The organism is Sinorhizobium sp. CB7 (assembly GCF_041357635.1).
In the GTDB taxonomy this organism is placed as follows: Bacteria; Pseudomonadota; Alphaproteobacteria; order Rhizobiales; family Rhizobiaceae; genus Rhizobium.
The window spans coordinates 38,656-60,501 of record NZ_JAULLL010000023.1; the positions used below are offsets into that span (position 1 = coordinate 38,656).

A 21,846-nucleotide genomic window follows, 5' to 3' on the forward strand; every position below is an offset into this window, starting at 1 on the left:
CTCCAGGATTACAGCACTGTCACTGAGGGCGCACAATCGTCTTACATTCGTAACGAGATGGGAACAGTTTGCAGAAGAGCGATCCCCAATATGGACATTCCCGGACAAGCGCGCGAAATGGCGGCGAACTCTCTCGCCGATCTCATCGTAACCGGCGTGCCATCAACAGACGCCTCGCACGTCGCCAGGGGGATCATACCTGTCAACGGTGCCTGGTGGCACGCCGGTTACCGGGCCTTGACCACTGCATCCTGGGGGAGATTGGGGTCCCCGGTCGCGGCCCGGATTAGACAATCCCCTCCGTTGGTTACAGCTTGGTATCGGAAAAGGTCCGATCGTCCTACATTCGTAACAAAACGAAGGCTCCCTAGTTGTCGAAGGAGCCTTGTTTGCTCGAGTGAACCTTATCTTATGCCAGCAGGTTTTCGATCCTGATCGGCAGTTCGCGGATGCGCTTGCCCGTCGCATGATAGACCGCGTTCGCAACCGCCGGCGCCATGCCGACCAATGCGATCTCACCAAGGCCCTTGACGCCGAGCGGATTGACGATCGTATCCTCCTCGTCGACGAAATGCGCCTCCACATGTTCGATATCGAGATTGACCGGCATCAGGTAGTCGGCCATGTGCGCGTTGACGGGCCGGCCGTTGCGGTCGTCGAGCGCGGTCCGCTCCATCAGCGCCATGCCGATGCCGCCCACCATGCCGCCGATGCACTGGCTGGCGGCAAGCTTCGGATTGACGATCCTGCCCGCCGCATAGGCCCCGATTGCGCGGCGCACCGTAACAGTTGCGACATCCAGATCGACGGCAACCTCGGCAAAGACCGCGCCGAAGGAGTGCATCGAATATTTCGCCGCGACATCGGGATCGCGTGAGGCGGACGCGTTGGCGACGATCGGCGCACCGCCTGCGGCCGTGACGATTTCGCCATAGGTCAGCCCGCCGCCGCTCTCGCCCTTGACGTGCAACAGGCCACCGCGCCATTCGATCGCTTCGACCGTGCGTCTCGCGACGGGCGAACCGTTCGTGGCAATCGCCTTCTGCGCGGCCTGATTCTGCGCCTCGAGGCAGGCGGCCCGGATCGCTGAGCCGACAGAGGCCATGGTCCAGGAGCCGCCATGTGAGGGCGCTGGAGGAAAATCCGAACGCCCCAGACTGAACCGTACCTTGTCGAGCGGCAAGCCGAGAAATTCGGCCGCGACCTGCGTCATCGAGGTATAGGTTCCCGGCCCCATGTCGCTCGCCGAAACTTCGACATCGGCCGTTCCATCGGCATTGAGCCGGACGCGGGTGCTGGCCGGAGCCTGAAAGGCCGGATAGCTGGCGGACGCCGTGCCGTAGCCGATCAGCAGGCGGCCGTCGCGCATCGAGCGGGGCTCAGGCGTGCGTCTCTGCCAGCCGAAGCGCTCGGCACCGAGATCGTAGCATTTCATCAGCGAGCGGCTGGAGAAAGGCACGTTCCGGCTCTCGTCCATCGCCGGCTCGTTGATCCGGCGCAGCTCGATAGGATCCATCTTCAGCAAATAGGAGAGCTCGTCCATCGCGCATTCGAGCGCATGAACGCCGCTCGCCTCCCCCGGACCGCGCATATAGGTCGGGGTGGAGGCATCGAGCGGCATGATGCGATAGCGGGTGCGCACGTTCGGGCAGGAATACATGAAGTCGGTGACTGAGGTCAGCGCCTCGACGAACTGCTCGTAGCGGCTCGTCTCTCCGATGCCCTCGTGCACGATGCCCGTAAGCTTGCCGTCCGCATCGGCGGCAAGGGCAACCCGCTGGATCGAAACTGGACGGTGACCGGTGGTGAAGAACATCTGGCGCCGCGTCAGCACCAGCTTGACCGGGCGCCCCACCTGGCGGGCCGCAATCGCCGCCAGCGTCACATGCGGCCAGGTCCGAAGACTGGTGCCGAAGGCCCCGCCGACGAAGGGACAGATTACTAGCACGTTTTCGGGGAGAAGGCCGAAGATCGCCGCTATTTCCGCCTGCTCGTTGACGACGTACTGGCTCTTGCTCCAGAGCGTCAGCCGGTCGCCATCCCAGGCGGCAATGGTCGCGTGCGGCTCCATCGGATTATGGTTCTCGCGCGCGATCGTGTAGTCGACATCCAGTTTTATATTCGATGCATCGAGTGCCGCATCCGCATCACCGCGCGCGATATCGGCACGCATACGCGCGTTCGGCCGCAGCGCCATCTCCGGGATGATGAGCTCGGCCGCTTCGTCATGCGGGCTCACGATCGGGCGCTCGGCGTCATAGCTGATCTTGAGCGCATTGGCGGCTCGCTCCGCCTGGTCGAGCGTCTCCGCGACGATGATGGCGACCGGCTGGCCGAAGAAGTGTACCCGATCATCCTGCAGCACGTGCAGACGTTCGCCGACAGCCGGATCGATCGACCCCTTGTGCTCGTTATAGGCAAGCTTCGGAGCATTGTGATGCGTGATGACGGCAAGGACGCCCGGCATCTTCTCGACCGGCGCGTTGTCGATTGCGGAGATGCGCCCGAGCCCGACCGTCGCGCTGACGATCACGGCATGGGCCTGTCCCGTCTGGTTGAATTCGGCCGCATAGGTCGCCTGGCCGGTCACCTTCACCCGACCGTCGACGCGTGCGACCGGGGTTCCGATCGCGGGGCTCATGCTGCACCTCCTGCCATCTCGAGTGCGCGGACGATCGTGGGCGGCAACAGCGTTGCCTTGAAGCCATTTCCGGAGCGCGCCCGGATGCCGTCAAGCGAAAGCCGCGCCGCCTCCTCGAAGCTTTGCCGGTTGGCCGGCTTGCCGACGAGCGCTTGCTCGACCGCCCGCATCCGCCAGGGTTTTGTGCCGACGCCACCCGCCGCCACTCTGGCTTCTCGGATCGCCCCGTCCTCCACATCAAGCGCAGCCGCGGCCGAAACGAGCGCGAATTCATAGGAAGCACGATCGCGCACCTTGAGATAGCGCGCCGTCCTGGCGTAGCTCATCGGCGGCACGCGGACCTCGATGATCAGCTCGCCTGGCGTAAGCGTATGCTCGAGATGCGGCGTATCCCCCGGCAGTCGGAAGAGCTCCTCGACCGGGAAGCTGCGTTCGCCTTCAGGTCCCCTGACCCGCATGGTCGCATCGAGCGCCACGAGGCTGACGGCAAGATCGGAGGGATGTGTCGCGATGCAGTGATCGCTGGTGCCGAGTAAGGCCGTGCCGGCATTGATGCCGTCGATCGCGGAGCATCCCGATCGCGGCTCACGCTTGTTGCAGGGCGCATCGAGCATACGGAAATAGGGACAGCGCACCCGCTGTAAGAGATTGCCACCGATCGAGGCGACATTGCGGAGCTGGGGCGAAGCACCCTCGACCAGCGTCTCTGCGATCAGCGGGTGCAGACGGGCGGTCTCAGGGCTTGCCGCCACTGCCGACATTCGCGCGAGCGCTCCGATCACCAATGCGCCGTTCTCCTCGCGAATATAATTGAGGGGCAGACGGTTGATATCGACGAGCCGCTCCGGCTTCTCCACCTCCTCGCGCATCAGGTCGACGAGCGTCGTGCCGCCGGCAATATAGCGTCCGCCGCCGGCGACAGCGGCGATGGCATCGGCTTCGCTCGCAACTTTCTCGTAACCGAAGGGGATCATGTGTGCTCCTCCTTCGCAGCCTGCTCCACCGCGGCGACGATGCCGGGATAGGCGCCGCAGCGACAGATATTGCCGCTCATCCAGAACCGGATCTCGTCGCGCGAGCTCGCATGGCCCTCACGGATGCAGGCGACGCCGGACATGATCTGCCCGGAGGTACAGTAGCCGCACTGGAAGCCTTCATGATCGATGAAGGCCTGCTGCAGCGGATGCAGGTCCTCCCCCTGTGCGAGCCCTTCTATCGTGGTGATCTCGGCACCGTCATGCATAACGGCAAGCGTCAGGCAGGAATTGACCCGCTCACCGTCGAGAAGCACTGTGCAGGCGCCGCAGGCACCTTGATTGCAGCCCTTCTTCGTGCCGGTCAGGAAGAGGTCTTCCCTGAGCACGTCGAGAAGCGATTGGCGGGAATCGATCACAAGATTGACGGCCTCGCCGTTGATGCGCAGTTGCACTTTCATCATCCGCGGCGTCTCGTTAGTGCCTTGCTGGGCAGTCGCCGGCTCACCGGTAAAGGGGAGCGCAACCGCGGCGGCGGCACTGTTCGATAGGTGCAGAAGCTCGCGGTGTCTCAGCTCGAACGCATTCGCTGAAGGCCCAAGAGCCTTTGCCTCGTCTCGGTCATCCGGAAGTCGATCATGTTGTTGGGAACAGGGCGACATTGCCGTACCTTTCATCGCCGGTTGGACAAAGATGCAGAATGGATCGCGAGAGTGCCCGCTCGAATCGCGCAACGAATTGAAATTGCGACGCCCTGAGCACATCCGCAAACGAGCTTAGCGGATTGGATCAAGAGTGCAATTGTTACGTTTGCAACGCCAGCCGTCCCAAACGACATCAGACAGAAATGCGCAATCCTCAGTTTTACCCCGGCATGCGACCGGTCACCCCGATCGATGGACGAGAAAATATGCGAGGATTGAATGACAGATTTGGCGAGCGCGCCCCAGACGGAAGGCCCAGTTTCGATTTCGGTTTCCGAGCTGGACGTCGATCCGCATGGGATCTATCGGCGCTATCGCAGCAGGACACCCGTACTCAGACGTGAGGACGGTGTATATCTTGCATTGAGGGCGGCCGACATTCAGTCTTTGATGACGGATCCGCGCACCCGGCAGATGGAGACGGAACTGGTCGCGCTTCGCGGCGTGACCTCCGGGGCACTGTTCAATTTCTTTCGTTACAACATGCTGTTTTCCAATGGGACCGATCACACGCGCCGGCGAAGCCCGATGACACGCACCTTCGCCTTCCGAATGATCGCCGAGCTTCGGCCGCGTCTGCGCGCACTCGCCGATGACCTGCTCGATCAGTGTTATTCCCAAGGAGAAATGGATTTCCTCGAAGGCTTCGCCGCCGCAATTCCGGCACACACGATTGCAGCGATCCTCGGCATGCCCGATGCAGACATTCAGCACTTCACCAGCTCGGTCTATGTGCTTTCGAAGGCACTCAGCGGATCCTGGACGATCGCAGATATTCCGGAATTCGACAAAGCCGCCGGCGATCTCTACCGCTATGTAAGTGACCTGATCGAAGACCGGCGCAAGAACCCGCGAGAGGACTTTCTTTCCACTTATGTGCAGGCGGTCGACCGCGCGGGAGACCTTTCCTCTCTCGAAGCCGTGACCCAGATCGTTACCGTTGTGCTCGGCGGAAGCGATACCACACGGGCGGCGATGGCCATGCAGGTCGCCATTCTGCTGCAGCATCGCGAGCAATGGGAGACAATCTGCCAGGATGAAGGATGGATTCCCGCGGCAGTCTCCGAAGCCTTGCGCTTCGAGCCCTCCGTCGCTTCGGTCCCACGCTTCACGTTGACCGAGATCGAGATCGGTGACCAGACGATCCCGGCCGGGCGCGCGATTGCGCTGGTAACGATGGCGGCGATGCGGGACCCGGAGCTCTATGCCGATCCCGACACGTTCGACATATTTCGCAAGCAGCCGCGCTGGCACCTGGCCTTCGGTGGCAGTGCGCATCGCTGTCTGGGCGAGGCACTGGCGCGAGCGGAACTGGAAGAAGGTCTTGCCGCGCTCACTGCGCGCCTTCCGCATCTCAGGATCCTCGGGGACCGCCCGGTGCTCAAGGGACATGCCGGCATCCGGCAGATCAGCGACATGCGCGTGGCATGGTCGTGAACAGGGAAGAGGTAATTTAGATGGACAATTTCTATGGGCAAAGTGACGTCCCGGAATATGACGCCGGGGAACACGATGACGGAAAACGTCAAGACGCGGAACGGAACAACGGGAAAAGAGGCGAAGCTCAAGGCAGCGAGAGACAAATGGCGCTTCGCAGTCTGCTGCTCGATACGACCGGGCTCGTCGTCGGCTTGATGCTTCCCGGCACCATTTTCAAGGCTCAACGGCCTCAAGGGCAGGCTGGCCTGTTTGATCCGAGCGCCTGGCTGCATATCAGGACGGATGATCGCGTGGTGATGTTCATCCGGCAGGACGAGTTCGGGAAAGGCCCCTACACGGCTCTCGCAATGCTGGTTGCAAACGAGCTGGACGCAGGTTCGATCGAGGTATGGGCCGAAGGCGCCTCGACCGACGAGGCACCCCGGAAAACACTGCGCGGTGCCTCGGCGAAGCCTGCCTGCGATGAGCTGATGCTGAAGGTCGCCGCCACCGCGCGGGCCATGCTGACATCGGCGGCATCCAAACGCTGGGGCGTCACGCCCGAGGAGATAGAGATCGGCCAGGGCGTCCTGTCGCATCCGCAAAGCGGCAGCAGCGGACGGTTTGGAGAATTCGCGGCCTTGGCCGCGACATTGCCGGTGCCGGGGCGTGTAACGCTCAAGCGATAAAGCACGGTAAGCCGGAGCATACCGGCGAGATCTCAAGAGAAGGCTAGGACGGAATATCAGCGGCGTAGGGCGAGGCCGGATTGAGTTCACAGCCTGCTGCCGACAGCCTCATATGGCAAACCGCTGCAACGCTTAAAGCCACCGGAAGTAGCTACGGAACTTTTCCGTCGCTTCCGAGTTTAGGTTTTTGCGGAGGACTAGTCATGACTAATGATTTCGATAGACAGAACCGTGATCCAGCCAACCGGCCGACGTCGTCATACGAGCCGCCACCGGTGCGCAGAGGAACATCGAGCTGGGCCTGGATAGCCGCCCTCGCCGTCATCATTGTGATTGTTGCCCTGGCGCTGGGCTTCTGGCCAGGAGGCACAGGAACCGCCCCGACAACGGGTGAGACCAGCACCACGCCGCCACCGGCGGGTGAGACGGCCACACCGCCGGCTGCTCCGACACCGCCGGCAACAACAACGCCACCGGCAACCACACCGGCAACGCCGCCTGCACAGAACCCGCAGCAGTAGCGCGGCGAGGAATGGCGGATAACCGAGGCTCCTGTCAGATGGCAGGAGCCCTGTGATGTTTATGTGTATCTGATCGGCACCGAGGTCGATCCCCTCGCCCCCGCTTGCGGGCAGAGGATTACGGTGACGGGTAAAATTCTCAGCGAATCAGATAGTTGCGGATCAAGATTAAGGTGCCGCACCGGCCCCTCATCCGACCCTTCGGGCCACCTTCTCTCCGCAGGCGGGGCGAAGGAGGAGCCGCACCCTCCATCGTCCCTTACGGCCATCGTAAAACCAGCCCCTGTGTGAATGGTCCGTTCTGCCACCCATCTATCCAGTTCGGACAGATCCCGAAGCGTCCTTGCGCATTCGTTGAACCGCGACCCTCCCGTTATGCGATTATTATTATGGCTGTAACAATCGGATTACGGGTGTAGGACGTTTCCGCCTTCCCGTGACAAGCATGTAACCTGACTTTGCGATCTCTGGTGTTGTAAACACGCTGGAGAGTTCAAATGTCATTCGAACGAAACTCGAATCATCAATACGGGCTCGATCGACGCTTTCCGGAGCTCGTCGCAGCCAATGGAAAGGCATCTCCGTCCGATCGAACAAGGGATCGGCATCACGACTGGAGCCCGTTCCGTGACCCGCTGGCTTACGATCGATCCGTTCCCGAGCGGCCGGCTTACGAACGGACGATTGTAGGCGGGGCCACGAACCGACAACCGGCGGCGCCCCAGTCGCCTCCGCATGTCGGATGGTCCGCAAGCCTTGGAACCGGCCTCTATCGGCTATGGGCGAACTGGCAGCACAAGCGCGAAATTGCACGCTCGATCGAACATCTGCGCGAGCTCGATGATCATCTGCTCAGGGATATCGGATTGGAGCGGTGGCAGATCCAAGGCAGATAGTGCCTGTGGGCACCCCGATAGCAGGCACCGGATCTGATTTGGCTTCCGGATGTCTGCCTTTCGGAGGTCTGCGAAAATTCTCAAGAATCACGACAAGCCCAAAATTCCGCATCTACCGGCGCCGGGTTCCCTCGGCGGCCTGATCGCCATTCGTCTTTAAAAGGCGAAGTTGCGGCCAGGCTCGCGCCTTGATGCAACGGCGCCTTGCGGCCCCTGGAGCCACCTCCCAGCCCAGGGAAAAGGCGGCGACCGAAAGATCGGTCGCCGCCTGCAATTCCGATGGAGCAGAATTGCTCCGGCAAGACTCGCGCTCATCCCTTCCCGATCAAAACCCAGACGATCCGCCGAAGCGCATCCGCAAATGTTACGCCAAAGGCCGCCGCCCCGATCCCGACAACGGCGAGCGCGCCCATCCCCATCAGCTTCCATCGGCGCACATCATCGGTGACAGGCTTCATTTCCCTCACCTCCTCCTGCACGGTGACGACCGATGTCTCGACCTTGCCGACGCGGTCAACCATTTCATCTAGGCGTCGGTGCATGGATGCCCGGCCTGCATCGGATTGATCCTCCGATCGTCGGATGGCCTCATGCAGGCTTTCGACCTTCGCCAGCAACATGCCGAGCTGCTGGTGAACGCTTGCGTCATAGTCTGAGGTCAATGGTGTGTCCTGCTTTGTCCCGGTATTGCAATGATGTTCTCGGGTCCATGAGAGCAATGAGCGGCGCTTCGCCCCAGTTGACGATTGATCGCCGGGAATATGGTGGCATCCGCATGTAAGCTAGGGGGCGGCGGCGGTGTCACGCTTATGTCACGCGACTCTTCGCCAGCATTGTGATTTATTTCCCTTTGAGGGGCTGGGGCCACTCATTCATAGGGCTTCACGTGTGTTCGAAGTAGCGAGGCCCGTTTCTTCTGTTCAAGGCCTGCCACACCCCTGGCAGGCCTTTTGTGCACAATCTTTGAAATTGAGGAAGGCGGAGCGTGGTGTACCCATATTAGATGCCCGGCGCCATCACACGCCCTGGCCGAGCTTAACGCCGGACGAGGCAAGATACATGGCCGTATGCGGTTACTAATAAGATGAATGTAGGATGCTCGATACACTATTCAGAATGTGAACAAGAAAGTGCAAAAGAGCTTTGGGCTGATCCAAAAGTTTTAGCCGATTGACTTCGGAATAGTGTCACGAACATGATATTGGCGGATTGTCATAACGATTACCCGGCGAGAACGGATCATATTTCTCGGGAATGCCTATGCTATTCGGCGCCTCTAGTGTTAAAGAGACTGTGGCAACTTTCATTTCATCAAGGTTTTAATCTCAAGAGGGTTTTATGTATTGGCGTGGCGACCTCAAAGTTAATGCCAACAAGGCATCTGCAGTTCAGGCATTCATATCGTATTTCACTTCTCCCAGCTTTAAAGTTGTAGCCAGATACCGAATGTATCGGTGGCTGTATCAACGAGGTCCGATCGGCAAGGCTCTTCATAAGCCGCTGTGGTTCGCAAACTGCAAAATGGGCGCGTACATCTCGCCCAAAGCCAAGATCGGTGCAAGCTTCTATCTACCTCATCCCATAGGCGTTGTCGTCGGCGAAGGCGTCGTCATTGGCGATGATGTTACGCTGTTCCAGGGCGTAACGCTCGGGGTTAGGCGTGAAGGGGGACATGATTATCCGACCCTCGGAAACGGTGTAACCGTCTATGCAAATGCCACCATTGTTGGCGCAGTCGTTCTAGGCGACCGCGCAAAAGTCGGCGCCAACGCATTCGTTCGGGAGAGCATTCCGGCGGACACAACAGTGGTCAGCGCACCAGCCACCGTCGTTCCGCGTAAAAACGCCTCTGCACGTGAAACTCAGATTTCGAAGGCAGTTGCGCATTCCTGAAGCGGCAAAGTGGCGCCGTTTATCACGCCACCAACTTATACATATTGACCTGCACCTCTTCGACTTGTGCTTGTGTGAAAACATAAGACGAGAAGCCCAGCGCGAGGCGGTCGCCTTTGAACGTCCTCTGGAACTGGTGACTCATAATCGTCGCGTTGTCGTCGCTGTCCACGACACCGGCGTTGTTGTTCACCGCCACCGCGCCATCCATATGCGCGATCGGGGTATCTCCGATCGAAACATAGGACTTGCTGACGCCCTGTAGTCGAAGCGGCTTACGAAGCGCGTAGTCCGCAGTACGGCTATAGCCAACAGGCGCCTCGAAGGTCGCGATCTGAAACGTGAGGCAATCGGCCTTCCATCCATTGCCGATGTTATCTAAGACGGCAGGCCCGGTCGGGGCGTCGAGAAGCTTCTGCCCCTGAGACGTGTCTTGGTTCCCCCATACTGGCCGCGAATAAGTCACCCCGCCGATGACTTCCCCAAAAGTGAAGATATTGTGCGAAGTGTTGCGGTTGTACTTACCCATCGACTGGTTCGCGCCGTCGTAGACCGTTGCGCCGAATTGGGTATCGTCGGCATAGTGTCGCGTTCCCATCACTCCGCCTGGGTCGCGAGATCCGGCCATTTTGCCTGTGAAGGTGATGCAGTTGTGATCGTAGCCAAGACCCCATGACCAGTCGGGGTTCTGGCCGTCGTTCTGATTGCCGGTGCCTTGGATGACGACCGCCGATAGATCGTTGGAGTACGATCCGGAATTGCCAGTTGGATCGCGAAGCGATAGCGCCATGATAGTGCCGCTCGTTACTCCGCTGAAGAATGTATTCGTCGCCTTGAAGCCGTTTGCAGGGTTGTTGTCGTCAGGAGAATAGACGCCCTGCAAGCCGCAATGCGGGGTAATATGACCGAAGTTGAAATTGGCCGTCCCTTCGGCAAAGGAACCAACATTAAACTGAAGCGCGAGCTGGCCCTTCTCTCCCATAACCAAGCCGGTGGATTGGTTGATGTTCTTTAGTAAGACGATGTCGTCGAAGTATTCGAGGATATCGGAGACGGACTTGATCCGGTGCTGTTGACCGATGGCATTTGTCTTGCTTCGGGCAAGATAGCGTTCCTTGTCGGTACGCGGCTTCCAAACGATCATTCCGCCGACAATGATGTTGGCTTTGGTGGCGCCAAGCGTAGGGGCCGACGTAGAATTAAAGATACCGCCAACAACGATATCACCGTTCGACACCGCCCCTGCGGCCATGTTGGCAGCGTGCGTCGCATTGAAGGTAGCCATTTGGTACTTGCGACCGAAATCGTAAAGGATCATCGCGGTTCCATTGACCGCGTAAGTGAAGATGCGCTGCGCATAGCGCTTGCCAGACTTAGCGCCGTTCACACCGTCGGAATTGAACACAGCCGATGAACCGGCAGGGGTCACGTATTTGAGGGTGCTAGTCACCGTCGTCGGGGAAAGCGATCCGATGATATGCTGAACGTAGTTATTCGACCGCGTTCCCCAAGCGAAGACATTTTCGGGATTGGCATTCCCCCCAAACATGTCCGATGCCACGACATCCGCCCGAACCTTGCGCTCGTTGAATGCGCACAGGAGATCGACTTCGATCCCCGCGACCTGATCCAACGTGGGCGACGCCAAGCGCAGATTACCAACGTCACGCCCGAGGTTCGCACCAACACCCCCATCCGTCGCCGAGCGCGTCAACTGGACATCGGCGCCCATTGTTGTCCCAAAGCGGAGGACGGAATTCAAACGCACAAGAGAAACGGTGCCCTCGGCGACCCATTGTCTCGCGCTTCCCATTTGGTCGATGAAGTAGACAAGATCGACGTCTGCACCGCTTCGCCACGTGTCGACGGCGGCCTTATCGAATTTGCCATCACCGGCAAAGCCAAAGTCCTGCACGGCATTATCAGACAGCCGCTTGAGGCGAACCGTGTTCCCGAAATATCCGTCGACTAGACGATCAAACCCGAAGGCATAAAGTGCCTTGGATGAGTTGGCCGAATAGATCGGAGCGTCAAGGCTAAGTGTCGGCGTTGGCGGTACACCGCCGCTCGTGCGCATTCCGTGTCCCATAGTCAGCGAGAAACCAAGACCCATCATCATCGTTCTCCAAACTTCGTTTTCACATCGTCATAAAAATCAGCGCAGCGCCCTGTCCGCGCATTCTGGCGATCAAGCGCCGCCTGCTCCCGCTTCAAGACTGCCCGCAATTCCGCGCCGACGGCGACCGCCGCATGGGCTTCCTCGGCGCGGCAGTCGGCCGGCCAATCCGGGAGCATGACACCTGCCCTTACCTGCCCCTGCGTCTCGGCAGCGCCGTTGAGCCTATCGGTGAGGCTGCAGGAACTGCACGTCAGCATCATCAGCAAGACAAGCGCGGTTCTTTTCCGAGAGCTGAAGCTCATAGGATGCGATCTCCTGTTCGAGGGTGTCTTGTGCCTGCCGTTCCGCCTGCCGTGAGGCGCTGAGGCGCTTGCGGTATTCTTCAAGCGATTGGGCCGAGGCGTTGCGTTGCCGGATCATCTCGGCCGCCTGGGCCTCTGCCGCCTGCTTTTCCACGAGGAGAACATAGCCGGCGCGCGCTTCCCGCTCGACGGAAGGATTGTCGATTGCAACGTTATAGACATGGTAGATGAGGATGCCGGCGGCGATGCCCGCGCCCATCTTGAGAAAGTCGAGGAGGTCGAGCATCACGCGCCCTCGAGGCAATATTCGCGCTCTTTCTGCCGGCGTCGTGTCAAACCTGGAAAGGTGATGCCGGCAGCCTTGTTCCACTTCAAGAGCGCATCGCAGCCGGCTTTCGTCTGGCCTGCATTGATCAGCTTCACGACACTGGAGCCGCACGCAGCCTTCGTCCCGACATTGTAGGCGAAGGAGACAAGCGCGACGAAACGTCTATCCGGAAGTGCCACAGCAATGCAGCGCTCAATTCCGTCCGCATAGACCTGCAGCGAGGAGACCAGCATGTCCTTGCATTGCTTTATGGTGTAATGGTCGCCCGGCTTCACTCCTTTGGCTTCGCCGTAGCAGACGGTCCACGGCGGCCCTTTTGTTGCCGGGTCAGGATATGCCGTCTGGCGCAGCCCTTCGAAACCACCGACGAGCGCGGTAGCCATGGCAGCGATCGCCGTGCCCTTCTTCAATCTATTTGCCATCGGAAAGCCCCTTCTGAGCGATGACGCGCGCCACGATCGCGCCGGCCAGGACGAGACCGTCGACAATGGAAAGAACGATGCGGAGAACCGGTGACCAGCCGGCAGAGATGTCGAGGAGCGTCGAAGCGACCGGCTCGAGCATGACGAGCAGGAACGCCAACGCCATCAGGCGGACGGACCACGCATAGCGCAGCACCTCCCGCCAATCGGACGTGAGTTTCATGGGTATCTCTGGATTATGAGAATGTAGCGGATCAGGACGCGGGCTGAGGGAATTTACCCGGCGTTACCCTTACTCTTTTGGTGAAATTGAACAGTCAGACTTTGCGTGGCTCAGATGACGGGCGCAGTCGCTCGGCCCTCTCTGGGCGGCCGCGCGGGAGCCTGGTTCCGTCCGATCCAACAATCGGCGGGCCGGGCATCCTTCGCCACCAGCAAACGCGCCTTCCCACACACGCTCGATCTCAAGCTGGCGGCTAAATTAGATGGTGCTCAGTCCAGTCGACCCCGACTGAATTATGAAGTGCGGCATTTGATCGCGCGCCTGTGGATATTAACCCGGCGTTATCCTTACCAGGTGATTGAGCTGGATCATTTTGGAACAGTCTGGCTCAGTTCTTGCACCGTTGCGATGCCCTTTCGAAACGGTGAAGAGACCCGGCCCGACCCCAGCCAAAATGCACACCGGGTCTCTTCTTATGCCGGCCAATAGGCCTCATTCGTTGCATAGTCGGCCGGGATCGGGTCCATGGCCTGAAGCGCGAAAGAAGCTGCCCAAAGCGGCTGCCGGAAGTCGGCGGCGGCAAGCAAGACTTGCTGCCATTCGGCCGGCGTGACCTCTACCGGCCCCGTGTCCGTCACCACGGCTATAGGCGTCATGCTGTCGCCGGTGGCGAGCCGCGCGGCGGAGAGCTGCGTCACCTCCTCCCATCCCGTCATGTCGGAGGCCGTCGTGCCGATGTGGTGCACGCCGCGGCTATCCCCGAAATCATAGTCGAAGCCGAGCGCGAGACGCCGTGAACGTTCCTCGGCAACATCGTCGATCGTCGGCGGCAACGGTTCGGGCTCGGGATCGTCGTCGATGCTGTCTTCCCTGACATATCCCCATGCGCCATCTCGAAAGACGCTAATGTTGCCGTCGACCGACGGCAGTGGCGGCAGCGTCGTCGCGAAAGCCGGGATAAGCGGGTTGTCGCGATCGAGCGGATTCTTGTCCGCCTCGCCCTGCCCGAGAAAGGCGCCCGTCTCGAAATGGTAGTGGTAGATGAACATCCGCACTTATCCTTGGAATTGAATGCAGAACAGGACTGAGAGGTTGACCGGTCGGCTTTCATTGCCGCCGCTCGCCTGTAGGGAGATGCCGGTTGCGGCGGCGAACGTCGTGCGGGTGTAATCGATCAATTGCAAAGGCAGCGGCTGCTCGCTCTGCAACTCGTCCCACTGGCGGATATCGTATGGCTGGCCTCGATCGTAATAGGTGTGGGAGTGACCGGGATCATTGACGCCGTGGGAATGGGAAGCGTTCTGGGTCCCCTGAGCCGCGCCGATCGCACGGCTGGCATCCAAACCCCGGCCATCATCCCATGCGCGCGGGAAATAGCCACGAAAGTCGGGAAGGCGGAATGTCGTCGAGCCGTCGCCAGGCGAGAACAGACCAAATTGCGCCGAGGATGACCAGGCCGCATCGCTCGCGGCAAGTCCTCCGCTCGCCTGTGCATAGGCCCAAAGCGCCGCATAGGTCGTGCGCGAGACGAGCGCGCCGTTCGCTTTCAGGGCGCCCGCCGGCGGCACATTGCCAACGACCATGAAGATTGAACCGACACGGACAGCCCGATTGTTATAGGCGTCGAGCTGCTTCCTGGTCACCGCATCCTGAGGGTTTTCGCCATCGGCAAGATTGAGAATCTTGAATGCGCCCATGTTCAGGTCGTCGCCCATCGGCGCCACACCGTTGCGCAGGAGAACATTGTTCAGCGCCTGGGAGATGTCCTGAAAGGGCGGGTTGTGCTGGCTCGGCAGGACGGTGTCGCCGGTCTCGACGAAATAGCTGCCCGGCAGGGTGTAATTGCCATTTGCATCATAGGGCATTGAAATCTCCAAAAAATGCGGAAGCCTCAAAGATAACGAGGCTGATTATCTCGACTTATGCGCGAGAATCTGATGAAGATAGCGCTGCTTTGTCTTGGGGGACATCATGGGTTCATTCAGCATTTTTCATTGGTTTGCGGTTCTCTTTTGGATCGCATCGATCGTAATCACGGCAATTTCCGTTTCCAGGATTCTAAGGAAGGCCGGCTTTTCTGGCTGGTGGACGATTACCGCCTTCGTTCCCCTCCTGAACCTGGTCATGCTTTGGGTTTTCGCCTTCAAGGAGTGGAAGCCGTCTCGTCCGTAAGTCCGCTTGCGCGCCGCCGCATCCCACAACCTCCACAATCTTTTATGGACTAGACGCCTCCCATTGTCTGGGCACGAGGTATTCGAAGCTGTATTCACGGGCGCAAACAGCGCACTAAAGCTTCATGAAGAGCGCGAGCATATCGATAAAAGCCTGGATCTTGGCGGGCTTATGGGTGGACTCTATCGAATCGAGAGAGCGATTAGTCTGCTGTCCTGGCTCAATCTCATCGGCGTTGCCGCTCTGGTGATGATTGCCATAAAGCTTTGGTATCCCTGATTTTTCGGAATCGGCAGCCAGTCTATAGCCCTTCGATCGATTGCGCCTCCGTTTGTTCCAAGCGGTTGATTGCTTGCGCGAGATCGTTACTGCTCGTTTCTCGCCGATGCTGCACCGCCGCTCAGCAGAAGAGCTTTCACAACCGGATCGACCAACGGCGGTGTGGTCCCGATTTTCGATGAGGCTATCAGAGCCTTGATGACATTGTCACGTTGCTTACCGACCAGCGTGCGAGCCAGACTTTCCTTTGTTGCCAAGTTCGTATTGCGACGAAGCGATTTTGCTATGTCTTCGACTGTATCAAACGCAACGGATTGAACGGCGCCCGCGGGACCGCCAGCCTTTAATCCACCGTAAGCGTTCTTAATTCCGCGCCACACGGGCAAACCGGCTTCACCCAATTCGCTTTGTGCAGCAGCTTCTGCCCCCCTCTTTGATCGCGCGATCGCTGCTCTTCGCGGTGTCAGCAAATATGCGCTCGTTTTCCAGTGTACGGAAAAGACGATCGGCCCTCTCTTCCCCAAAAACAGACGACAGCCGTGCACGATTCCAGTCGCCACCCTTGATCAACCGATTCAATTCGGCGATATCGTCTCCCTTAGTCCCGACTATCCGCTTTAATTCGTCAACCGTACCCTGCGACAGACGAAACGACGTGGTGCCTGGCCCGATTTGTCCGGCGTGAGGCAGGGCTCCCTCCTGAAGCTCCTTAGCCAGTTCTTGCGGTGTTGGTGCTGTGCGATCGCGATCGAGCACCGTCCGTCCTCGATCAAACGCCCTTTGCTCAGCCGCATTGAGCTCCGAACGGATCGGCGCGTTTCCGAAATTCTCGTCTATGGCTGCATTAATACGCCCGGTTGCCCCTGCCTGACGCTCGGCCAGCGCGGACTTGACAATCTGTTGAGGCCGACCGGCTATTGCCGCGAGGGCAGCTGTCTGCGCCCCCAGATTCTGTCCTAGGTCGGCGAATGTGGCGTGAGGGCCCATCTCGGCAAAGCCCTTTTCGATCAGTGCTGGATCGAGACCGTCATCCCGTACGGCACGGCGAAGGAGCGTAAAGGCCTGTGGTACCATCTCTGCGATTTTGGCCGCCTTGCTTGTCAACAACTTGTCCCCGACGTAACGGGCGATCGGTCCTGCCATCTTTCCCATTGTCGGTCCAAGTATGCCGCCAAAAGCGCCCGACCCAGCCCCATTCCAGGTAGCTGCCGGGTCGCCCCCTGATCTGACCGCCGAATCGGCTGCACCAATCAAGCCGCCGGCCGTCGATGCAATAAGGCTATCCGCCAAGAGCCCGAGGCCAGCGGCGCCAAAGGCCTCGGGAGCAAGCAGGATCGCTGGCGCTGTACCGACCACACCGCCAGCAATATTCAGTCCGGTATTTGTTCGGGGATGCTCTTTTTCAAACGCTCGATCCATTCCCTCCTGAATTGCCAGAGCGTGTCTGTATCGATCCGACCAATTTTCTTCCGGCAGGTCGCGATCCTTTTCCGGAAGGAACGGCTGGACGTAAGGCGTCAATGTTGCGTTCGTCGCAGCATCCATTTCGTTGAACAATCCGCCGATGATGGGGACGCCCGTACTCAGTGCCCGCACAACGTTATTCAGGCTTAGGCTGCCGTCAGGCATCAAAGGCTTGCCAGCCGGCACGAAACCTTGTGGCAGCGACGGAACCGTCCTGAATGGCTGTGGTGGCGGATCGATAGGATCGTCGGGACGCAACGGAAAGCTATTCATTTTTAAAATACCCTTTTTCAATTGGGTTCAAGTTTTCGCTCATCTGTGCGGCATAGTTTTCGCTCAGTGCAGAATGATCTCGAATTGATTTGGACCGATGGAAATTCAACTGCGCGCCCTCGTGTCCCTGAAGCGGTCGAACATTTGGTTGTTCGCCATGTCTATCGCTGCCGAAATGACTGGCATTGCCGTAGTCGGTTGCGGCGTCTGCGGAATGGTTGCGACTGGCACCTGCGGCGCATCGGACGTGGCAACAGCGGATACGCGGTTCGCTGCCTCCATGTTGGCACGCTCCGCCTCATCGGCTCCCCTCGCCATCATCCCCATAGGCCTCCGCCGCCTTCAGGATCGCATCCTTGAGCAGCGCGTTTGCCTTGCTCGAGGCACCTCTGGCACGCGTCCTGCCAGCGACGGGAGACGCAAATTCTACGAGCTTGCTGGTCATGGATCACCTCGGCAGATCTCGACTGACATAGGTCCAAAAAGCTTTCCGGCCGCTTAGACATGAGGGGCGGAAAAGCCTCTTCTTAAAGCTGAATCAGAACTTCCGTTTTGAGCCGCTATATGCTGGTTTTCATTGAAGAAATCTGCCGAAAATGCTAGTGTATGAGGCCTCTGGAACCTGCTTTCGAACCTTCGAATTCTTGGCTCCAAAAGGGGCGTTCAACAAGCTCAAGGACCCGATATGACGGCCCAGTCTCCCGAACGCATCATTCTCGGCGGATACCCGCACGCACTCTACGAAACACCGCTCTATCGCCTGCTTAAGTCTTTCCGCATCGAGCCCATCGACTACGTCGAAACCCTGTCCACCAGCTGCTGGCGGGGCTACTGCGGAACGTGGGAGATCATGGATGATCGGTTGTACCTCGTGCACCTCAACCTGCGGGATCGTTACGACAGCGAGAGGAAGAGCGACGAGTGGCCGATTCCCGAAGTGCTGAAGGCCCGGATCTTGCGCGCCGCCGCAAGCAGCAATTTCCCTATTTTCGCCCACTGGTTCAACGGACGTCTGCGCATCGCCATCGGGCGCGGTCTCGTCTACAGCCACCATGGCTGGTCAAGCTGGTTCGAACGCGAGCGCGTCATCCAGTTCCGGGGTGGAAAGGTCATCCGTGACCGGGAGGTGGATACGCGACGCATTCTCGAATGGTTTCTGAGACGCAATCCCGAAGTGAGCGACATCCTCAGCGGCGAAACGGATCAGGTGGACGTCGCTCCATTGGTCTGGTTCGATGAGACGGACGCCGATCCCCACGCGGATACCTGGTGGCCGCCGGATTATACCGCCTCATCCAACTCTCTCCCCATTATAAGCCCGCTGCGTCCAGGCGATTCTTGACGTCCTGGAGGGCGGCGAATACGTCAGCCATGACCTCCGGCGTGGATGGCTGCATGCTTTGATAGACGGGGGTACCACCCTCGTCCACCTGATCGGGCTGCCCTGTTACTGATTGGGGATAGTACGGCTGAAACTCGTGGGCGAAGAAACCAGCACCGTCGAGATCATCAACGATCCAGGTAAATGCCCTCGGAATGACAGACATTATCCGATCCCAAAATCCGACCAGGGGTCCACGATCGCGCTTCAACCTATGGTCGGAGGACGTGACGTAATTGGTCGCCGAGGCGTTCGGGTGAGTGATTGACCCTCGGTTGCTTGCATCGTCCGGTGTGCGGAAGAAAATCGCGTCATCAGCAACGGCATTCACATGGACGCGCAATGCCGGGCCGCCGACACGGGAAATCTTCTGTGTATCGCCAAAGACATTCTGGGCATTCAGCAGTGGGATGGTGGTGCCGGAAGTGCCCGTGTTCACGATTGCAGCCGTGCCGAGACCCAGCGTCGTCCTGGCCGCCGCCACGTCTGCCGCGGCAAGGAGCGTCGCAATGAACGAGGTGATCAGAACGTTGGCGTCCGGCATGGTAAGCGTGCGGGTCTGGCCAGCCGAAACGTTGGTAGCCTTGATCGCCACGCGCTTGCTTGGCGTCGCGGGATCGGCAAAGACGAAGGGATCATCGCGAACGGTGCGCAACGCACTGAACAGATTGTCGATCGCCGTTTGCTTGTCGGCCAGGTCATTGAGATTCTGCGTCTTCTCCAGCCGCGCCGATATCGCCGCAGTCAGTGTCGCCGCAAGATTGGCGTCGTCATTGAGAGCCACGGCAATTTCATTCAGCGTGTCGAGCGTTTCCGGCGCGCCGTCGACAAGAAGGTCGAGGATCTGGCCAACGGTGAGCTTCACCGTGATCCCATCTTTCATCGCAGGAACGACGTGTTCCCTGCTCGGCAGCACTGTCGCCTGCAGAGCCTCGATAGTTATGGCCATGCGATTTCCTTCTCTGAGCGTCAGGCGGACGCAGCGAAATTGACAGACAGAGTGACCGCGAAGTCCCACATGACGCGGGTCGAGATCTGGTACCGGTCATAATAGGGGCCCGGTGCGCCAAGTGTCGGATAGTTTACGGCTGGCCCAAAGAAACCATGATCGAAGTCTGTCCCGGGATCATTGTTCGTCATCAAAGCTATGTTATAGCCTAGCACACTGGGCTTCCTTGCCCAATTGAGGGTCTTCTGAACGGCGAATAGCGAGCCGTTCGTTCCACTCAATTCCACGTTGGTGCCGGCCACCACCTCTGTCTTATCCAGTCGGCTCTTGTTGATCAGATTGGTGATGGTTGGAACGTTGCTAGAGTTGGTAATCACGCGCGCTACGAGGATATCGTCATAAGTGCTATCGAAGCCGGAGTCGGTTTCCGCCAAGGTACCGGGATTATAGGTGCCCGAGGCGAGATCCTTGAGCTTGAATCCATCCGTCCTGTTCCAGCGCAAATGGTAGGTCTTGCTTGCGTCCGTCGGGAAATCAACCTGCGCCGTCACGTAGGGAGAGATGCCACGATGTAGGAATGACACGCCGGCCGGAAGGCGTATCTGGCCGGTTGACGGGCTGGTGACACCGAAATGACCTGTCGCAGACTGGACGTCTGGAAAGATCGGCAATCGAGCGCTCGCCTGACTGAGCAGCACGAACTGGCTCGGATCGCCGCCGCCGGTCGCCGCCGAAATCAAGGCCTGAATGGCCTGCAGGACCGTGGTGTCGTCGTTGTCGTTGCCTGCGATGCCGCCTGCATCCTGGATCGCTCTCAACTCCGCTTCGATGCGCCGGAACAGGCCGCCGAACAGCCGCCGATCGGCAGGGCCGCATGCAAATCCCTGCGCCTGTTCATCGCTAGTCGGCAGCCGGTTTTCGCCGTCCGTGGAGAACGGCGGGATGAATTTCGCCATGTCTGGATATCCTTCAGCAGGAGTAAGGTTTCAGGTCTATTTCACACATCCAGTCCGCGTGTCTGGTCAGCGGTCCGGTTATGATGAAGTCGTCATTTTCGGTCACCAACGCCACACCATCTTCAGTCGCAAGGTTGAGCCCGTCCGGTTCCCGTTTCTCACAGAAACCGCCCCACCCTTCTCCAAAGCCGAAGACGAGGAAGGTACCGAAGTGCCAACGGGTGACGATCCCCGGGGCAATGGGCAGGACGCGCGGCACGATCTGTAAAATCGCCGTCTCCGCCTCCGTCAGTTCACGAAGTGGCGCGAGGACCACCCGGCCGTGTCCGGCTTCAAGCACCGCAGCGGTGGGACCGAATATCGCTTGCAGCGCCGCCGTCAGGTCAGCAAGGCCGTAGCGCGACTGCATCTGATAGGATCGGGCTATGAGTAGCCTCCGATACATCTCATCATCGTTGATACAGATCTCGGAGGTGCCGTCCTCGCCGCAATCCTCCCACGAAGCATCCTCGCAAAAGCCGACGATCGGTCTCGTATTGCCGCCATCGCTGCAATCGAAGCCAAACACCGGCTGAACGTCACAGACGCAGTGACAGCGCGGGAAGCCCATGCGCTTGCCGACCAGCGTCAACTGGTCGCCCACGGCGCTGTTAAGGTCGAAATATCTGGGCAGATTGCCGATGGCTTCATAGACGCCGGCGATCTGCCTGAGATAGGTGTGGATCACGTGGAGCAGCTTGGGGCTTTCGCGATATTGCATGAGGACGCGATTTATGCCGCCCTCCGCAAATTCGTCTGCGAACGAGAGAGGAGCGACCTCCAATCTCGGCTCCGAAGCCAGGATGAGCCCTAAATTCCAGGTCATTTCCATGCCACAATGTTGGACGCACTCGTTCCGGTCGCTTTGATCCTGGTGGCTTCGATGGGCAGCGTCGTGCCGTCCGCCACGGTATAGGCTACGTCCTGGCCGTTTACCGTCACGACAACAGTACCGCCTGCTCCCACAAACAATCCGCGAACGCCTGTCATCCCGATATCGGTTTGGTCATCCGGATCGACCGCCATGTGTTGGGTTGCCGGTGCAACCTTTCCGATGGCGGCAATGAGATCGCTAATCAACGAGGCGGCCGCTTCGCTGAAGCCGTAGCGCGGGCTCCTTGTGCCATCCGTATTGTCCTCGGAGGCAATCCGCTGTGATGCCCCGTTGAAATCGCCTACTGTGATGAAAGACATGGGAAATC

Annotated in this window: 26 protein-coding genes; 8 read left to right on the forward strand and 18 right to left on the reverse strand. The window is 59.3% G+C overall.

What is annotated here, in order from left to right:
• Nucleotides 1-409: 409 nt before the first annotated feature.
• From AAE029_RS31060 to AAE029_RS31070, 3 genes are read right to left on the reverse strand one after another with little or no spacing between them, the layout of a single operon-like run.
• Nucleotides 410-2,641 carry a xanthine dehydrogenase family protein molybdopterin-binding subunit gene (locus tag AAE029_RS31060; RefSeq protein WP_371076778.1) on the reverse strand — a complete coding sequence of 744 codons (2,232 nt, stop codon included), beginning with the start codon at nucleotides 2,639-2,641 and terminating at the stop codon, nucleotides 410-412.
• Complete coding sequence (locus tag AAE029_RS31065) at nucleotides 2,638-3,615, reverse strand: xanthine dehydrogenase family protein subunit M (protein WP_371076779.1); 978 nt, start codon at nucleotides 3,613-3,615, stop codon at nucleotides 2,638-2,640. Before AAE029_RS31065 ends, AAE029_RS31060 begins: the two co-directional genes overlap by 4 nt.
• Nucleotides 3,612-4,277, reverse strand: a complete 666-nt coding sequence (locus AAE029_RS31070) for a (2Fe-2S)-binding protein (RefSeq protein ID WP_371076780.1) — start codon at nucleotides 4,275-4,277, stop codon at nucleotides 3,612-3,614. Before AAE029_RS31070 ends, AAE029_RS31065 begins: the two co-directional genes overlap by 4 nt.
• Nucleotides 4,278-4,538: 261 nt before the next feature.
• Here AAE029_RS31070 and AAE029_RS31075 point away from each other — a divergent pair, with 261 nt between their 5' ends.
• From AAE029_RS31075 to AAE029_RS31090, 4 genes are all read left to right on the forward strand, one after another.
• Nucleotides 4,539-5,756, forward strand: coding sequence for a cytochrome P450 (locus AAE029_RS31075; RefSeq protein WP_371076781.1), 1,218 nt, complete (start codon nucleotides 4,539-4,541; stop codon nucleotides 5,754-5,756).
• 146 nt (nucleotides 5,757-5,902) lie between these two features.
• Nucleotides 5,903-6,427 carry a molybdopterin cofactor-binding domain-containing protein gene (locus tag AAE029_RS31080; protein ID WP_371076782.1) on the forward strand — a complete coding sequence of 175 codons (525 nt, stop codon included), beginning with the start codon at nucleotides 5,903-5,905 and terminating at the stop codon, nucleotides 6,425-6,427.
• 203 nt (nucleotides 6,428-6,630) lie between these two features.
• A complete protein-coding gene (locus AAE029_RS31085) occupies nucleotides 6,631-6,948 on the forward strand; it encodes a hypothetical protein (protein ID WP_371076783.1) in 318 nt (105 codons plus the stop codon).
• A gap of 497 nt (nucleotides 6,949-7,445) precedes the next feature.
• Complete coding sequence (locus AAE029_RS31090; protein ID WP_371076784.1) at nucleotides 7,446-7,844, forward strand: DUF1127 domain-containing protein; 399 nt, start codon at nucleotides 7,446-7,448, stop codon at nucleotides 7,842-7,844.
• A 311-nt stretch (nucleotides 7,845-8,155) separates the two neighbouring features.
• On the opposite strand, the gene AAE029_RS31095 is transcribed toward AAE029_RS31090, so the two are convergent.
• Entirely contained in the window at nucleotides 8,156-8,506 is a 351-nt protein-coding gene (locus AAE029_RS31095; RefSeq protein ID WP_371076785.1) for a DUF1515 family protein, read from the reverse strand.
• 676 nt (nucleotides 8,507-9,182) lie between these two features.
• On the opposite strand from AAE029_RS31095, the gene AAE029_RS31100 reads away from it, so the two are divergent.
• Nucleotides 9,183-9,737, forward strand: a complete 555-nt coding sequence (locus AAE029_RS31100) for a serine O-acetyltransferase (protein WP_371076786.1) — start codon at nucleotides 9,183-9,185, stop codon at nucleotides 9,735-9,737.
• 22 nt (nucleotides 9,738-9,759) lie between these two features.
• Here AAE029_RS31100 and AAE029_RS31105 read toward each other — a convergent pair whose 3' ends face one another.
• The 6 genes from AAE029_RS31105 to AAE029_RS31130 all read right to left on the reverse strand — a co-directional run bounded on the left by AAE029_RS31105 (nucleotide 9,760) and on the right by AAE029_RS31130 (nucleotide 14,996).
• A complete protein-coding gene (locus AAE029_RS31105) occupies nucleotides 9,760-11,856 on the reverse strand; it encodes a hypothetical protein (RefSeq protein ID WP_371076787.1) in 2,097 nt (698 codons plus the stop codon).
• 222 nt (nucleotides 11,857-12,078) lie between these two features.
• On the reverse strand, nucleotides 12,079-12,444 hold the full coding sequence (locus AAE029_RS31110; protein ID WP_371076855.1) for a hypothetical protein: 366 nt from the start codon (nucleotides 12,442-12,444) through the stop codon (nucleotides 12,079-12,081).
• On the reverse strand, nucleotides 12,444-12,908 hold the full coding sequence (locus AAE029_RS31115; protein WP_371076788.1) for a lysozyme: 465 nt from the start codon (nucleotides 12,906-12,908) through the stop codon (nucleotides 12,444-12,446). Before AAE029_RS31115 ends, AAE029_RS31110 begins: the two co-directional genes overlap by 1 nt.
• On the reverse strand, nucleotides 12,898-13,131 hold the full coding sequence (locus AAE029_RS31120) for a hypothetical protein (RefSeq protein ID WP_371076789.1): 234 nt from the start codon (nucleotides 13,129-13,131) through the stop codon (nucleotides 12,898-12,900). The genes AAE029_RS31115 and AAE029_RS31120 overlap by 11 nt, the downstream gene beginning before the upstream one ends.
• A 473-nt stretch (nucleotides 13,132-13,604) precedes the next feature.
• Nucleotides 13,605-14,180 carry a hypothetical protein gene (locus tag AAE029_RS31125; protein WP_371076790.1) on the reverse strand — a complete coding sequence of 192 codons (576 nt, stop codon included), beginning with the start codon at nucleotides 14,178-14,180 and terminating at the stop codon, nucleotides 13,605-13,607.
• A 6-nt stretch (nucleotides 14,181-14,186) separates the two neighbouring features.
• Nucleotides 14,187-14,996 carry a phage tail protein gene (locus AAE029_RS31130; RefSeq protein WP_371076791.1) on the reverse strand — a complete coding sequence of 270 codons (810 nt, stop codon included), beginning with the start codon at nucleotides 14,994-14,996 and terminating at the stop codon, nucleotides 14,187-14,189.
• Between the two features lie 72 nt (nucleotides 14,997-15,068).
• On the opposite strand from AAE029_RS31130, the gene AAE029_RS31135 reads away from it, so the two are divergent.
• On the forward strand, nucleotides 15,069-15,356 hold the full coding sequence (locus AAE029_RS31135) for a hypothetical protein (protein WP_371076792.1): 288 nt from the start codon (nucleotides 15,069-15,071) through the stop codon (nucleotides 15,354-15,356).
• Between the two features lie 10 nt (nucleotides 15,357-15,366).
• Complete coding sequence (locus AAE029_RS31140) at nucleotides 15,367-15,582, forward strand: hypothetical protein (RefSeq protein ID WP_371076793.1); 216 nt, start codon at nucleotides 15,367-15,369, stop codon at nucleotides 15,580-15,582.
• An 86-nt stretch (nucleotides 15,583-15,668) separates the two neighbouring features.
• On the opposite strand, the gene AAE029_RS31145 is transcribed toward AAE029_RS31140, so the two are convergent.
• The 4 genes from AAE029_RS31145 to AAE029_RS31160 all read right to left on the reverse strand — a co-directional run bounded on the left by AAE029_RS31145 (nucleotide 15,669) and on the right by AAE029_RS31160 (nucleotide 17,764).
• A complete protein-coding gene (locus AAE029_RS31145; RefSeq protein ID WP_371076794.1) occupies nucleotides 15,669-15,983 on the reverse strand; it encodes a hypothetical protein in 315 nt (104 codons plus the stop codon).
• Nucleotides 15,976-17,340, reverse strand: coding sequence for a hypothetical protein (locus AAE029_RS31150; RefSeq protein ID WP_371076795.1), 1,365 nt, complete (start codon nucleotides 17,338-17,340; stop codon nucleotides 15,976-15,978). The genes AAE029_RS31145 and AAE029_RS31150 overlap by 8 nt, the downstream gene beginning before the upstream one ends.
• A gap of 84 nt (nucleotides 17,341-17,424) precedes the next feature.
• The gene (locus AAE029_RS31155) at nucleotides 17,425-17,640 is read right to left on the reverse strand and encodes a hypothetical protein (RefSeq protein ID WP_371076796.1); all 216 of its coding nucleotides are present in this window, start codon (nucleotides 17,638-17,640) and stop codon (nucleotides 17,425-17,427) included.
• On the reverse strand, nucleotides 17,618-17,764 hold the full coding sequence (locus AAE029_RS31160) for a hypothetical protein (protein ID WP_371076797.1): 147 nt from the start codon (nucleotides 17,762-17,764) through the stop codon (nucleotides 17,618-17,620). Before AAE029_RS31160 ends, AAE029_RS31155 begins: the two co-directional genes overlap by 23 nt.
• Before the next feature lie 240 nt (nucleotides 17,765-18,004).
• Between AAE029_RS31160 and AAE029_RS31165 the strand changes: the two genes are divergently transcribed.
• Complete coding sequence (locus AAE029_RS31165; RefSeq protein ID WP_371076798.1) at nucleotides 18,005-18,661, forward strand: hypothetical protein; 657 nt, start codon at nucleotides 18,005-18,007, stop codon at nucleotides 18,659-18,661.
• Here AAE029_RS31165 and AAE029_RS31170 read toward each other — a convergent pair.
• From AAE029_RS31170 to AAE029_RS31185, 4 genes are read right to left on the reverse strand one after another with little or no spacing between them, the layout of a single operon-like run.
• Nucleotides 18,630-19,649 carry a hypothetical protein gene (locus AAE029_RS31170; protein WP_371076799.1) on the reverse strand — a complete coding sequence of 340 codons (1,020 nt, stop codon included), beginning with the start codon at nucleotides 19,647-19,649 and terminating at the stop codon, nucleotides 18,630-18,632. The two genes, AAE029_RS31165 and AAE029_RS31170, sit on opposite strands and share 32 nt — an antisense overlap.
• Before the next feature lie 20 nt (nucleotides 19,650-19,669).
• On the reverse strand, nucleotides 19,670-20,605 hold the full coding sequence (locus tag AAE029_RS31175) for a hypothetical protein (RefSeq protein ID WP_371076800.1): 936 nt from the start codon (nucleotides 20,603-20,605) through the stop codon (nucleotides 19,670-19,672).
• A 13-nt stretch (nucleotides 20,606-20,618) separates the two neighbouring features.
• Complete coding sequence (locus tag AAE029_RS31180) at nucleotides 20,619-21,470, reverse strand: DUF2612 domain-containing protein (RefSeq protein WP_371076801.1); 852 nt, start codon at nucleotides 21,468-21,470, stop codon at nucleotides 20,619-20,621.
• Nucleotides 21,467-21,838, reverse strand: coding sequence for a hypothetical protein (locus AAE029_RS31185; RefSeq protein ID WP_371076802.1), 372 nt, complete (start codon nucleotides 21,836-21,838; stop codon nucleotides 21,467-21,469). The genes AAE029_RS31180 and AAE029_RS31185 overlap by 4 nt, the downstream gene beginning before the upstream one ends.
• Between the last annotated feature and the right edge of the window lie 8 nt (nucleotides 21,839-21,846).